The organism is Flavobacterium granuli (genome assembly GCF_031456055.1).
Taxonomy (GTDB): domain Bacteria; phylum Bacteroidota; class Bacteroidia; order Flavobacteriales; family Flavobacteriaceae; genus Flavobacterium; species Flavobacterium granuli_A.
Genome location: NZ_JAVDTX010000001.1, coordinates 498,050 through 512,372, shown reverse-complemented (window position 1 = coordinate 512,372; position 14,323 = coordinate 498,050). Strand labels below are relative to the sequence as shown.

Annotated in this window: 9 protein-coding genes; 8 read left to right on the top strand and 1 reads right to left on the bottom strand. The window is 33.4% G+C overall.

The genetic code is table 11. The annotated features are described in order from the left end of the window. Window positions 1-203: 203 nt before the first annotated feature. Genes J2W95_RS02200 through J2W95_RS02190 form a run of 3 tightly spaced genes read left to right on the top strand, consistent with a single transcriptional unit; the run spans window position 204 to window position 5,954 of the window. The gene (locus J2W95_RS02200) at window positions 204-3,218 is read left to right on the top strand and encodes a tetratricopeptide repeat protein (RefSeq protein WP_310003493.1); all 3,015 of its coding nucleotides are present in this window, start codon (window positions 204-206) and stop codon (window positions 3,216-3,218) included. Window positions 3,219-3,227: 9 nt separating this feature from the next. Beyond that, window positions 3,228-4,091, top strand: coding sequence for a PhzF family phenazine biosynthesis protein (locus J2W95_RS02195; RefSeq protein ID WP_310003491.1), 864 nt, complete (start codon window positions 3,228-3,230; stop codon window positions 4,089-4,091). Between the two features lie 51 nt (window positions 4,092-4,142). Next, entirely contained in the window at window positions 4,143-5,954 is a 1,812-nt protein-coding gene (locus J2W95_RS02190) for a TonB-dependent receptor (RefSeq protein WP_310003489.1), read from the top strand. Between the two features lie 105 nt (window positions 5,955-6,059). Here J2W95_RS02190 and J2W95_RS02185 read toward each other — a convergent pair whose 3' ends face one another. Beyond that, window positions 6,060-6,605: a DUF2911 domain-containing protein gene (locus J2W95_RS02185; protein ID WP_310003487.1), complete on the bottom strand. Its 546-nt coding sequence runs from the start codon at window positions 6,603-6,605 to the stop codon at window positions 6,060-6,062. Between the two features lie 195 nt (window positions 6,606-6,800). Here J2W95_RS02185 and J2W95_RS02180 point away from each other — a divergent pair, with 195 nt between their 5' ends. From J2W95_RS02180 to gatB/aspS, 5 genes are all read left to right on the top strand, one after another. Continuing rightward, window positions 6,801-7,250 (top strand): hypothetical protein, encoded by a 450-nt coding sequence (locus J2W95_RS02180; RefSeq protein ID WP_310003485.1) that lies wholly within the window; start codon window positions 6,801-6,803, stop codon window positions 7,248-7,250. 89 nt (window positions 7,251-7,339) lie between these two features. Then, a complete protein-coding gene (locus J2W95_RS02175) occupies window positions 7,340-8,965 on the top strand; it encodes an amidohydrolase (protein ID WP_310003484.1) in 1,626 nt (541 codons plus the stop codon). Window positions 8,966-9,223: 258 nt separating this feature from the next. After that, entirely contained in the window at window positions 9,224-9,493 is a 270-nt protein-coding gene (locus tag J2W95_RS02170; RefSeq protein ID WP_310003483.1) for a hypothetical protein, read from the top strand. A 3-nt stretch (window positions 9,494-9,496) separates the two neighbouring features. Beyond that, complete coding sequence (locus J2W95_RS02165; RefSeq protein WP_310003481.1) at window positions 9,497-10,894, top strand: amidase family protein; 1,398 nt, start codon at window positions 9,497-9,499, stop codon at window positions 10,892-10,894. Continuing rightward, window positions 10,894-14,226, top strand: coding sequence for a bifunctional amidotransferase subunit GatB/aspartate--tRNA ligase AspS (gene gatB/aspS / locus J2W95_RS02160; protein ID WP_310003479.1), 3,333 nt, complete (start codon window positions 10,894-10,896; stop codon window positions 14,224-14,226). Before J2W95_RS02165 ends, gatB/aspS begins: the two co-directional genes overlap by 1 nt. Window positions 14,227-14,323: the final 97 nt, after the last annotated feature.

Genomic DNA, 14,323 nt, shown 5'->3' with positions numbered 1-14,323 from the left:
TTTTCATCATTTCAAAAAAGGAAAAATTAAAAATCGAACTCAGTTTCCAAAATAAAACAAAATTCAAATTCCAACAAAGCGCTTCACCACAAAGGAGATAGACCGGCTGTGGGTTTTTGTTTAAAAATAGTTTATAATAAAAACCTCAGGGCTTCCGTTATAAAAGACATAAACAATATATTTGACTTATAAAAAAAACGACAATGCGTAAACTTCCCGGACTTTTTTTAATCCTTTTTACTGTTCAAATAACGTCCCTTTATTCACAAGAATCGACCATTTATACTTACCCATTAAAAGACTTCGATAAAGCACTTTCTTTATATGAGGACAAACAATATGCTTCGGCGCAAATCATTTTCAAGAATGTTCAAGATGTTGCCACGACCGAAGGATTGGAATCTGATTGCGCTTATTACATTGCAAATTGTGCGATTCGTACCGATCAGGATAATGCGGAGGAACTGATTAATCGTTTCGTGGAGGAATATCCTGCAAGTCGCAAGCAAAATCAAGCTTTTATTGATGTTGCTTATTATTATTTCGATCATAGGGATTATAAAGAAGCCTTGTTGTGGTTTAATAGGGTAGATGAAAGTGTTCTGAGAGACAGTGAACGTAATAAGTATAATTTTCAAAAAGGATATGCTTATTTTGATTCAAAAAAAACAAAAGAAGCCCAAAAATATTTTAGTAAAGTTGCCAATACCGATGAATACGGAACACAAAGCAAGTATTATATGGGTTTTATGGCCTACGAATCTGATGATTATGTAGAGGCCAATAAACAATTTGACCAAGTTTCGGGTAATGAAAAATACTCTGAGAAATTATCTTACTACAAATCGGATATGAGTTTCAAATCGGGAGATTTTCAAAAAGCCATCGATTTAGGAATCAAAGCAATGCCGAATTCTACTCCTGAAGAAAAATCAGAATTGAATAAAATTATTGGTGAAAGCTATTTTAATCTAAAGCAATACGACAAAGCAATTCCTTATTTAGTTGGATATAAAGGAAAAAAAGGGAAATGGAATAATACCGATTTCTATCAATTGGGCTATGCCTATTATGTGCAAAAGGATTATGAAAATGCGATTTCGCAATTCAATAAAATTATTGATGGAAATGATTTTATAGCCCAAAATGCTTATTACCATTTGGGAGAAAGTTATTTGGAATCGGGTAAAAAACAACAGGCTTTGAATGCTTTCAAGAATGCTTCCGAAATGAATTTTAATTTAAAATTACAAGAAGACGCCAGTTTTAATTATGCAAAATTGAGTTATGAAATTGGAAATTCGTATCAAAGTGTTCCTGAAGTTTTATTAGGGTTTATCAATAAATATCCAACGAATCCAAATAATGAGATTATTGAGAAATTATTGGTTGACTCTTATATTTCATCCAAGAACTATAAAGAAGCATTGGTTTTATTAGAAAAAAATAAAACTCCAGAAAATAGAATTGCTTATCAAAAAGTAGTTTTTTATAGAGGATTGGAATTATACAACGAAGGAAATTATTTTGAATCTTTATCGATGTTTGAAAAAGCATTAAAAGAACAAAAGGATGCGACTATTACAGCACGTGCCACTTTTTGGAAAGCGGAGTCAGATTATAGTTTAGAAAATTATAAAGAAGCCTTATCGAGTTATCAGCAGTTTTCTGATTTGGCAAAAGCCAAAGAAACTCTTGAGTTTAAAAACATCAATTACAATATCGCTTACGCTAATTTTAAGTTGAAAGAATATGATGCTGCGGGGAATTCTTTTCAAAGCCAAATCGACAATAATAAAGAAGACAAGTTTCGTTTGAATGATTCCTATTTGCGTCTTGCCGATTGCCGATTCGTGACGACCAAATATCAATCAGCTCTTGATGCTTATCTTAAGGTAATTGAATCCAAAAGTGTAGATGCTGATTATGCTTATTTTCAAAAAGCACTTTGCTACGGATTTCTTTCGAAAAACAGCAAAAAGATAGAAGAACTCAATTCATTTTTGACATTGTATCCAAAATCAGATTACCAAGATGATGCTTTGTTTGAATTAGGAAATACCTACGTGGCCGATAACAAACAGGATTTAGCCATAAAATCCTATGATAAATTAGTGACAACTCTAAAAAACAGTTCGTATACCTCAAGAGCTATTTTGCGTCAAGGATTGATTTACTATAATTCGGATCGTGATGATTTGGCTTTAGCCAAATTTAAAAAAGTGGCTTCCGATTTTCCTAAAACTCCAGAAGCTTATGAAGCAGTTTCTACAGCTCGATTAATTTATGTAGATAACGGAAAAGTAGATGAATACGCCACTTGGGTAAGAACATTAGATTTTGTGGCAGTTACTGATTTGGAATTAGATAATGACACTTTTGAGGCCGCCGAAAAACAGTTGGGGCAGGGTAACAATAAACAGGCTATTTCGGGATATAGTAGTTATGTTTCAAAATTTCCAAATGGAGTTCATATCCTTAAAGCTAATTTTCAATTGGCACAATTGCTTTACGCCGAAGGTTCGGAAAGTAAATCGGTTACTAATTATGAGTATGTAATAAGTCAACCTCGTTGTGAATATACGGAGCAGTCTTTGGTTCGATTGGCTCAAATATTTTTGAAAGATAAAAATTGCGACAAAGGAATTCCAGTTTTGGTTCGAATAGAAAATGAAGCCGATTTTCCACAGAATAAGACTTTTGCGCAAGCGAATTTGATGAAATGTTATTACGAAGCAAAGGATTATCCAAATTCTGTGATTTATGCCGATAAGGTTTTGGCGAATCCAAAAGCGGAAGAAAATGTAAAAAGTGATGCCCAAATAATTGTTGCACGTTCTGCGATGCAATCTGGAGATGAAGCCAAAGCCAAAGTCGCTTACGCAAAATTGCTAAGTGTAAGTAAAGGAGAATTGGCTGCGGAAGCGTTGTATTATGATGCTTATTTTAAAAATAAAGACGGAAAATTCGAGATTTCAAATACTGCGATTCAAAAATTAGCCAAAAACTATTCAAGCTATCGCTATTTTGGAGCCAAAGGTTTGATTCTAATGGCAAAGAATTATTATGGTTTGAAAGACAGTTATCAGGCCACTTATGTTTTGGAAAATGTAATCGAAAACTTCACCGATTATTCGGATGTGGTTGAAGAAGCGAAAACAGAACTGAACAGAATAAAAACGGAAGAAGCCAAAACAAATTCATCAGTAACTAAATAAAAAAGCAGAATGAAATTACCTTTTTATATAGTCGATGTTTTTGCAGAGGAAAAATATGCTGGAAATCAACTGGCAGTTTTTCTAGATGCTGATGGACTGAATACAGAACAGATGCAAAAAATTGCACGCGAAATTAACTTTGCAGAAAGTACTTTTATTACTGCCATTAAAGCAGAAAATAAGAGCGCATCAATTCGAATTTTTACCGCAGAACATGAAATGCGGTTCGCAGGTCATCCAATTATAGGGACATCTTGGGTTTTGATGAATAAAATAGTTGAAAGTCAACCTCAAAATTTTAAATTATCGGTTCCAGTTGGTGAAATTCCAATTCAGCAATCGGGAGATTTAGTTTGGTTACAGGCGGCTCAACCTCAATTTTGGGATGTTTTTTCAAAGGAAGATTTTTTGTCTTTCAGTAATTTAAAGACGGACGATTTTGATGATAAATTTCCGATTCAGGAAGTGACCACAGGAAGTGCATTTGTGATTGTTCCGCTTAAAAGTAAAAAAGCATTAGAGAATTTAAATCTTGATTTGGTAAAAATGAAAGAATGGTTAGAGGCTCATTGTAGAACAAATCATAGAGCATTGTATTTCTATTGTTTTGATGAAGGGAAACTTTATAGCAGAATGTTGTGCATTGAACATAATCAGATTATAGAAGATGCTGCTACCGGTAGTGCAAGTACTTGCCTGCAAGCTTTTCTTTTGAAATACCATTCCTCAGAAATTAAAACAGTCAATCATCAAGGGGATTTTATCAATAGACCTTCGAGAATTTATTTTGAAGGGAAATTGTCAGAAGATTATTTTGATATCAAAATAGGAGGAAAGACACAATTCATAGCAAAAGGAGAATGGGAAGTATAGTGCAGATGGCAGAAAATAGAAATCAGAAATAGAAGTTCAAAAAACAGAAAGATGATAATCAAAAACATAAAAGCATTCATAAATAAACAATCAATATCCTCGATTGAAGGGATTAGAGGGCAGATTACAATGGGGATTTTTCTCTTATTACTTTCGCAATTGTCTTTTGCACAAGACAAAAAAGACAATATAGGAACGGAAGTAGTAAATGTTGTGAAACCTTATACACCGACAATTTCTGATGCTTTCAAAGTAAAAGAAGTTCCAGTAATTACGAATGATGAAAATGCCAAAAAAGAAAGTGTGAAATATTCAATTTTGCCTTTTCCTGTGGCTTCCACTTTTTCTCCTTCAAAAGGAAATGCTCAAGGAGTTGATAAAGCTAAGCAAGAACGCCTGTTTAAAAATTATGCAACATTCGGAATTGGTAATTATGGGTCTTTGAATGCAGAATTGTATGTGAACGAAGATCTTAATAATAATGAATATATAGGAGGAATGTTTCGACATAATTCTTCTCAAGGAGATATAAAAGATATTACGCTGGACAACTTTTATTATGATACGAAAATCGATTTGATTTATGGGTCAAACGAACAGGAAATGTCTTGGAATGTTAAGCTTGGGTATCAAAATCAAATTTACAATTGGTATGGATTGCCCGCTAACTTTGGAAGTACAGTGACATTTGAGGAAAGTATTACATTGATTAACGGAATTGATCCGCAACAATCTTACAATACAATTACTGCCGGTGGGGCTCTGGCTTTTGAAGAAGCTTTTGTTAAAGATGTTAAACTTGAGTTGACTCATTTTTCGGATGCATATAGTTCGGCTGAGAATCGATTTTTATTAGCGCCAACTTTTAAGTTTGATGTTTTGGATGAAGCAATAAAAACAAAAGTATTTGTAGATTATGTTGATGGCAGTTTTAAGAAAGATTATTCAGGGACCAATACTACAGACATTAAGTATGGCTTTACAAATTTGGGGATAGTGCCAAGTTTTGTAATGAGAAGAGATGATTGGACAATTGATATTGGAGCAGGCTTGGTTTATAGTATGGGTAAGGATAACTCCAGCAACAAGTTTTATGTCTATCCATCGGTTACGGCTTCCTATAATTTAGTAGGTGATTTGATGGTGTTTTATACAGGTGCCATTGGGAATTTGGAACAAAATACCTATAAAGATTTTGTTGATGGAAATCCTTTCCTTTCTCCTACATTGGAGATTAAACCGACGAATGAGATGTATGATGTTCATATTGGTTTAAAGGGGAAATTAGCGAGTACAGTAAGTTATGACGTCAAAGCTTCATTTTTGCAGGACGAAAACAAAGCCTTGTTTAAAAGCAATGACTACACAGAAATAAACACGAATGCAAATTACGCATACGGAAATTCATTTCAGGTTGTTTATGATGATATGAATATTATGCATCTTTATGGAGAAATCAAAGCAGATTTAGCCAAAGGCATTACTGTGGAAGCAGATGCGACCATTAGCAGTTATACCAATAAATTTCAGGAAGAAGCTTGGAATTTGCCAACGATTCAATTGAACTCTAAAGCTGATTTTACGATTACGGAGAAATGGTTTGCTGGTATAAATTTGTTTTATGTAGGAGAACGCAAAGACCAACAGTTGAATACTGATATTGTTTATGTTACATATCCTGGGCCAATCACATTGGATGGTTATTTCGATTTGAATGCTAATATTAGATATAAACACAACGAAAGGTTTTCCGCCTTTTTAAAAGCCAACAACATTTTGAATAACGAAAATCAAAAATGGATGAATTTTCCGGTTCAAGGTTTTCAAGTGATGTTGGGAGGAAATTATAAATTTGATTTTTAAGGAAATAGTTTTAAAATAAAAAAACGCTAAGTTTAGCAGAGTTGGCAATATTGTTTTATTGCTTTTCCTACGAAACCTTAGCGTTTTTTGCTTTAAAAGAAAATATTATTCTGTAAAAGGTACAGCTACACGTACTTTATCCCAGCCTAAATTTAAAATAATACCAGTATCCCCTTTGGTGAAAACCATTGAGAAAGCTTCAAGAGCTTCATCACCTTCTGTTACCGGAACTTTTAAACGAGCCACATCATTCGCTTCTTTGTAAGTAGAACTTCCCGAAACGTTTATGTCTTTGTTAATAATTATAGTATAAGAATCTTTTTCTGGAATTGTGAATAAAGAGTAAGATCCTGCTTTAATTGTTGTTTTGCCTAATTTTACATCCTTGTAAAAAGTAATTTCAGGAGCTTCATTAGCACCCGTTCTCCAAAGCTTTCCTGTTGGAGTCAATTCGCTCAAAGCACGACCTTTAAGTTGTGGTCTTCCATAAATAATTCTTGCAGTTTTGTTAGCATCTTTGTAATCATTAGGATAAGCAGCCATATCCATTGGGCTTTTATCTAAACCAGGAAATTTTTGCGCATTTGCGTTAGATGTGCAAACCATCATAATTCCAAATGCCATAGTTGCAATAATCGAAGTTTTTTTCATAATAAGTTATTGAATTAATTAAGAAGTTAAAAATATAGATTGTAATACTAAAATTAGATAATAGCGTGTTAAATTTTAAAATAGATATTGTAAATAATTTTAATTTTATTAAAATTCCTGTTCAAATCACTATTTTAGTTTCTTTGATCCTTTGTATATTAGCAATTCATAATTTTTTAGCTTCTTTAAAACAAAATGACTTTCAAACAAAAAATATACCAGCATTACAATCAATTAGTTCAAGATAGAATAGATGCTTTCAGAGACATGATTGCGGCTTTGACGGAAGATTCTAAAAATGATGCCAAAGGTTCGGCAGGCGATAAGCATGAAACAGCCTTGTCTATGATGCATATTGAACAGGAAAAATTCAATGCGAAACTCAAAGAAGTATTGATTCAAAAAGCAGTTTTAGATAAGTTAGACTCTTCTGTTGTGGCAGAAACTATTATTTTGGGTAGTTTGGTCAAGGCAAATGGAATATATTTATACTTAAGTCTTGCTCTTCCTAAAATCAATGTTGATGGTATTAATGTTATAGCTTTGTCTCCACAATCTCCGCTTGGAAATAAATTGATGGGAAATAAGGTGGGATTTACTTTTGAGATTAATACAACTAAATACATAATAGAAAAAGTTTTATAGTCCTACTCTTTCACATAATTCATTTTATAATTTACAAGGTTTATTGGAGCTCTTTTTTTATATTAGCTACAATAATTAAACTATTTATTATGAAGAAAATTACTTTTTTGCTTTCACTGATTTTATTGGTTTCTTGTAATCAAAAAAATAAAATTGCTGTAGATATTATTGTTGCGAATGCTAATATTTATACCGTAAATAAAGATTTTGGTAAAGCCTCGGCTATGGCGATTCAATCTGGTAAAATTGTGGCTATTGGTTCCAATGATGAAATAGTAAATTTGTATGAATCCAATAATACTATTGATGCAAAAGGGAAATTTATTTACCCGGGTTTGTATGATGCACATTGTCATTTTTATAGTTATGGATTGAGTCTGCAAGAAGTAGATTTACGAGGAACCAAAAGCATGGCGGAAGTAATTGATAGAATCAAGGAATATCAAAAAGAAAGAAAATCTACTTTTATTATTGGAAATGGATGGGATCAAAATGATTGGCAAGTAGCTAAATTTCCAACCAAAAAAGATTTGGATGAAGCTTTTCCAACTATTCCTGTAGTTTTAAATCGTATAGATGGTCATGCAATTGTTGTGAATAGTGTTGCTTTGAAATTGGCAGGAATTACAAAATCTACAAAAGTCTCTGGTGGAGAGATTGTTTTGGAAAATGGAGAACCTAATGGAATTTTAATTGACAATCCAATGGAGTTGGTTTTTAAAATAATACCCAAACCCAATCGTAAAAAACAAATTGCTGGATTATTGGATGCCGAAAAAGTGATGTTTCAATATGGATTGACAACTGTCAATGATGCTGGCTTAGATCCAGATGTTATTAATTTGATAGATAGTTTGCAAAAAGCAAAAGCCTTAAAAATTAATGTGTATGCTATGATTACGGCAAACCAAAAAAATATCGGTTTATACTTGAAAAAAGGAATTTACAAAACGGATAATTTAAATGTATGTTCTTTTAAAATGTATGGAGATGGCGCATTGGGCTCACGTGGTGCTTGTTTGCATAAGCCATATTCAGATAGTCATAAACAATATGGAGCATTGCTTTCTTCTGTGGAAGAATTGAAAAAGGTCGCCAAACAAATTGCCAATTCTCCTTTTCAGTTGAACTCACATGCTATCGGAGATTCGGCAAATACTGTTTTGTTGAAAATATACAAAGACGTATTAACCAGTAAGAAAGATAGAAGATGGAAAATTGAACATGCTCAAGTGATTCAAGAAGTTGATTTTGATTATTTTGCAACAGGAATAATTCCTTCTGTACAACCTACTCATGCCACATCTGATATGTATTGGGCAGGTGAAAGATTAGGTAAAGAACGATTGAAAAATTCTTATGCGTATAAAAAATTACTTCAAAAAGCAGGAATTGTTGCTTTGGGAACGGACTTCCCTGTAGAAGAGGTAAATCCGATGCTTACTTTTCATGCAGCTGTAGCCAGAAAGGATGTTAAAAATTATCCTAAAGAAGGTTTTCAAATGGAAAATGCATTGACAAGAGAGGAAACTTTAAAAGGAATGACTATTTGGGCAGCCTATTCTAATTTTGAAGAAAAAGAAAAAGGAAGTCTAGAAGTAGGTAAATGGGCAGATTTTGTGATTTTTGATCAAGATTTGATGAAAGTTGAAGAAAATGAAATGGTTAAATTAATACCTACACAAGTGTTTTTGAAAGGAGATAAAGTGAAATAATTTTTTTAGCAAAAAGTGAAAATTTGCAATTTTTAACTCAAAAACTGGATTTGATTCTTTTGAAATTTTGCTAAATTCTATATTGTACGTTAACTATTTTGAAATACTGTTATATATTATAATTAAATTTAACATAATGTTAAAATGTTGTTCTTTTCTGTTGAGAACCGTCGAAATCATTAAAATAAACGTGATTCCCTAATAAAACTTTTGTAAATTCGCCACCTTAAAAGTTTGACTTTAAAACTAAATGAAATTATGAGCAAAACAATGACAGTCGACATCTTGTCGAGTATTAAAGGAGCACAGCCCTCAGAGTCTGTGAACCAATTATTTGATGTAATTAAAAATGCAATCCCAACAAATAATAATGCTGCAAATACTGTCAATCGAAATTGTGTGTCTGTAAGTAATTTAAGAGAAGATGTTGTGATAGAGAGTTCGGCTATTGAGAAACAAATAATTTTGGAAAACTTCCCGAACAAGAAAAATGGTTTTTTAGTTGTTGCTAAAGTTATAGAAGGATAAAAAATGGATTCTCAAATAAAAAAAATACACCAACAATTGGTGTCAAAACAAATAACTTGTACTGCTTTGGTACAAGAAAAATTAGACTTACTTAAACAAAATACTTATAATTCAGTAAATTCTTTATTAGATACTTTGGCTCTTGATTTAGCGGCTAAGGTTGATGCTAAAATTGAAAAAGGAGAAGTAATAGGTTTGTTGGAAGGAATTCCTTTTGGAATTAAAGATGTATATATGGTTCAGGGAACTTACACTACTGCAAGTTCTGATTTGTTGAAAAATTATAAATCGCCTTATACCGCTACAGCGATTCAAAAATTATTGGATGCAGGTGCAATTCCATTAGTAAAAGAAAATTGCGATAGCTTTGGTCATGGATCTTCTAGTGAAAACACTATTTTTGGAGCAGTAAAAAACGCTATCGATCCGACATTAGTTGCCGGTGGTTCAAGTGGAGGTTCTGCGGTAAATGTTGCCAAAGATTACACTGTGTTTTCTATTGGTGGAGATACAGGAGGTTCGATTCGTCAGCCTGCGGGTTATAATCATATTTACGGTTTTAAACCAACTTACGGAAGAGTTTCAAGATATGGATTGATGGCTTATGCATCTTCTACGGATTGCGTTGGTCCATTGGCAAAATCAATTGAAGATATTCGAATTGTGCTGAATGTAATGAGTGGGAAAGATCCAAAAGATCAAACTTCAATTCCATCATCAGAAATTAGTGAAGAGGCAATTGCAACTTCGGCTGTAAAGACAATAGGGTATTTTAAAAACTTTATTGAAAGTGATGCTATTGATGCTCAAATAAAAGCTGATTTTTTAGCGAGTATTGAAAAAATAAAAGCGAAAGGAATTGAAGTAAAAGAGTTGGATTTTTTCAAATCTGACATTTTAGTTTCAACGTATTATACATTGGCAATGGCAGAAACGGCTTCTAATTTATCTCGTCTTGACGGAACAAATTACGGAAACCGTATCGAAGCTGAAAATTTAATTGAAACCTATGCAGTAACGCGTTCTGAAAACTTTTCGGAAGAAACAAAACGCAGAATTATAGGAGGAAACCAAGTGTTGTCTCAAGGTTTTTCAGATGAAATATATTTAAAAGGATTGGCTTTAAGAGATCAGATTTCTGAAAACTTCAGTAAAGATTTTAAAGAAGTGGATATCATTTTGTCACCAGTTACACCAAGTACTCCTCCTAAAATTGGAGACAGTTTAAAAGATCCGTTGGCGATGTATTTATCCGATGCTTATACGGTTGGATTTAGTTTGGGACAATTACCAACTTTAACAGCGCCTCAAGGAACAAGTACTGGACTGCAAATTTCTGCGGCCAAAAATAATGATGAATTAGTGTTGAAGTTTGCAAACTTCTTAAAAGATACAATATAATGGAATTGGAGCAATTAACTGCGGCTATTAAAGCCCACGATTTAGAATTGGTAATTGGACTTGAAACTCACGTCCGATTGAATACCAAAACCAAGTTGTTTTGTTCTTGTCCAAATCAAGAAATTGAAACACCTAACGAAAATATATGTTCTGTTTGTACGGGACAAATGGGCGTTTTGCCTGCCTTAAATAAAGAAGCAATTACAAAAGCAATTTATTTTGGAAAAGCGGTAGATTCGTCATTTAGCAACGAAGTGATATCTTGGGATAGAAAGCATTACGAATATCCAGATAACCCAAAAAATATTCAAATTACGCAATATCACAATCCAATAATTCCTGACGGACACGTTTCTTGTTACCGAAATGACGGTTCTCAATTTACTGTGAATTTAACTCAGGTTCATATTGAGGAGGATGCTGCGAAATTGATGCACGAAAAGAAGATTTCTTTAGTCGATTTTAACAAAGCTGGTGTGCCATTGATTGAAATTGTTACAGAACCTTGTATCAGAAATATTGAAGATGCTTCAACCTACGCGCAATATATTCAACGTATTGTTCAAAACTTAGGAATCTCTGAAGCGAATCTTGAAAAAGGGGAATTTAAATCGGATGTTTCTGTGTCTTTGCGCAAAAAACATAGTTATGATTTAAATCCAAGAACGGAAATCAAAAACTTGAACTCGTTTAAGTTTATGGTGGAAGCTTTGAAAGAAGAAGTAGAGAAACAGTTCAATTATTTTATTGAGCACAAAGAGTTCAGACCTGATCAAACGACTGTATTATGGGATGCTGATTTAAAGCAGACCAAAGTAATGCGTAAAAAAGAATTTGAAGCGGATTATCGTTTTATTTCTGAGCCAGATTTACCTTTTGTAAATATTAAAGCTGAAATTGAAGCAATTAAAGTAGATACAAGCGCTTTGCCTTACGCTGTTGAATCTATTTTGATTAATGGTGGAGTTTTGCCACAAGATGCTAAATTTTTCACAGCTGATAAGTTGCGTTCGCAAACATTTGTAGAGATAAATAACGAAATTAAAGACCCTTCATTTGTTGCCAAAACTTTGGCGAACAATATTAAGGCTGAAGATTATTCTGAAATCCATAGCATTGCTCATTTAACTGAAATTTTTCAATTGTTTAAAGCTGAAAAAATCACAGCGGTTTTAGTTCAAAATGCGATTGTTGGTTATTTAAAAGATAGAGCTTTTGATTACAACAAGTACTTTGAAGAAAATACCATTTCTGAGGATAAAATCCAAGAAGTTATTGCTAAAGTGCTTTCAGAAAATGAGGCTGTTGCCAATGATATTAAAGCAGGAGACCAAGGAAAAGCAGGTATTTTAGTTGGTAAGGTTTTAGGTGTTATAGGAAAAGGCGCTAATGGTAAAGTAATTCGTCAAATTATTTTAGATAAATTAGGAGCTGCTGCTGTTTTAGAAAATAAAGAAGCTGCTGAAAAAGTTTCTAATGAAACAGTTGTAGAGAATAAAGAGGCTCAAGAAGAATCACTTCCTGAAATTCCAATTATTATAAAAGATACTTATAGAACGCATAAAATTTCACAGCTATCAGAAGAAAGTATCAGTGAAGAAGTGTTGCTGTCTGGTTGGATTGCGAGTGTGCGTGACCACGGTGAATTAATGTTTATTGATTTGCGTGATTCAAGTTATGAGATTTTTCAAGTACGAATCAGTAGAGAATCATTTCCTAACATCGATGAGTTGGTGAAATTGAAACCAGAATCGGTAATTTCTGTAAAAGGTATTGTAGTAGGTCGTAATGAAGATGATTATAATGCAGGTTTGCGTACAGGTAAAATAGAATTAGAAACTTCGGTTTTAGAAATTTTGAATTTATCTAAAACATTGCCTTTCGAAATTAAAAGAGCGGCTAAAACGAACGAAGCAATTCGTTTTCAATATAAGTTCTTGGATCACAGAAACGAAGAAGTTAGAAGAGCAATCGTAAACCGTCATAAAGTAATTAAGTTATTGCGTGACATTTTAGATGAAGAAGAATTTTTAGAAATTGAAACTCCGATTTTAAGTGCTGGAACCGACGAAGGAGCACGTGAATTTATTGTTCCTACACGTAAAGGTTCAGGTATGTTTTACACACTTCCGCAAGCACCACAGCAGTTTAAACAGATGTTGATGGTGAGTGGTTATGAAAAGTATTTCCAAATTGCGCGTTGTTTTAGAGATGAAGATTCTCGTGGAGATCGTCAGCCTGAATTTACGCAGTTGGATATGGAAATGGCCTACGCAAGTATGCAGCAGATTATAGATTTGAACACCAAAATGTTTAATGAGGTAGTTAAAAAAATATATGGCAACAAGTGGATTTTACGTCCGTTTGAAGTGATTACCTATAAAGATGCAATGGATTTTTATGGCTGTGACCGACCTGATTTGCGTTACGGATTGAAAATGCAAGACATTACCGATATTGTAAAAGACACGACTTTTCAAGTATTTAGCAAGCCTATTGAAGACGGAGGAATTGTGAAATGTATCAAGGTTTCGGCCAAAGAACAAGGAAACAAACGTATGTCTAAAGGTCAAATCGAAAACCTTACGGCTATTGCTCAACAGCACGGTCTAGGTGGATTGGCTTATATTATTGTAAATGAAGATGAACTGCAATCGCCAATTATTAAATTCTTAGGTGAAGAAATTGCAGCAGGAATTATAAAAGCGACTGATGCACAAGTTGGGGATATTGTTTTCTTCTCGGCGGCAGATTATGCTACGGCTAACAAAGCTTTAGATGCTGTTCGTCAAGAAATGGGTAAAATGTTGCACTTGATTAATCCAAAGGAATTATGTCCGGCTTGGGTGGTTGATTTCCCTATGTTTGAAAGAACAGATGAAGGAAGATGGACATTTACACACAATCCGTTCTCAATGCCTGCGATTTACGATTTGCAAAAGCATATGAAAGGTGATGATGAAGAAATCGGAACTATCATTGCACAGCAATACGATATAATCTTAAACGGTTACGAAATTGGAGGAGGATCAGTTCGTGCACATAAATCAGAAATTCTAGAAGCTACTTATAGAAATATGGGTTACAATAGAGAAGAAATGATAAAAAGCGTTGGAACCATGCATAAGGCCTTTCAATACGGTGCACCACCACACGGAGGAATTGCTTGGGGGATCGATCGTTTGATGATGATTTTAGAGAAAAAAGCATCGATTCGTGAAGTTATGGCTTTCCCTAAAACAGGTTCTAGTGAAGATTTATTATTTGGAGCACCATCTCTTTTATCTGATAAAAAGGTAGAAGAAATGAATGTGAGAATTATTAAGAATTAGATTTTATAATCTAAAACATTTAAAAAGCGGATTTGTATTGAAAAATATAAATCCGCTTTTTTATTCCATTCTCGGTAAAAAAGCAAAATCTTCCCTT

Excerpts from the sequence above, each read along its gene's own strand:
- J2W95_RS02165 (WP_310003481.1), top strand. The coding sequence starts at position 9,497 with ATGGATTCTCAAATAAAAAAAATACACCAACAATTGGTGTCAAAACAA.
- gatB/aspS (WP_310003479.1), top strand. The coding sequence starts at position 10,894 with ATGGAATTGGAGCAATTAACTGCGGCTATTAAAGCCCACGATTTAGAA.
- J2W95_RS02200 (WP_310003493.1), top strand. The coding sequence starts at position 204 with ATGCGTAAACTTCCCGGACTTTTTTTAATCCTTTTTACTGTTCAAATA.
- J2W95_RS02185 (WP_310003487.1), bottom strand. The coding sequence starts at position 6,605 with ATGAAAAAAACTTCGATTATTGCAACTATGGCATTTGGAATTATGATG.
- J2W95_RS02190 (WP_310003489.1), top strand. The coding sequence starts at position 4,143 with ATGATAATCAAAAACATAAAAGCATTCATAAATAAACAATCAATATCC.
- J2W95_RS02195 (WP_310003491.1), top strand. The coding sequence starts at position 3,228 with ATGAAATTACCTTTTTATATAGTCGATGTTTTTGCAGAGGAAAAATAT.
- J2W95_RS02170 (WP_310003483.1), top strand. The coding sequence starts at position 9,224 with ATGAGCAAAACAATGACAGTCGACATCTTGTCGAGTATTAAAGGAGCA.
- J2W95_RS02180 (WP_310003485.1), top strand. The coding sequence starts at position 6,801 with ATGACTTTCAAACAAAAAATATACCAGCATTACAATCAATTAGTTCAA.
- J2W95_RS02175 (WP_310003484.1), top strand. The coding sequence starts at position 7,340 with ATGAAGAAAATTACTTTTTTGCTTTCACTGATTTTATTGGTTTCTTGT.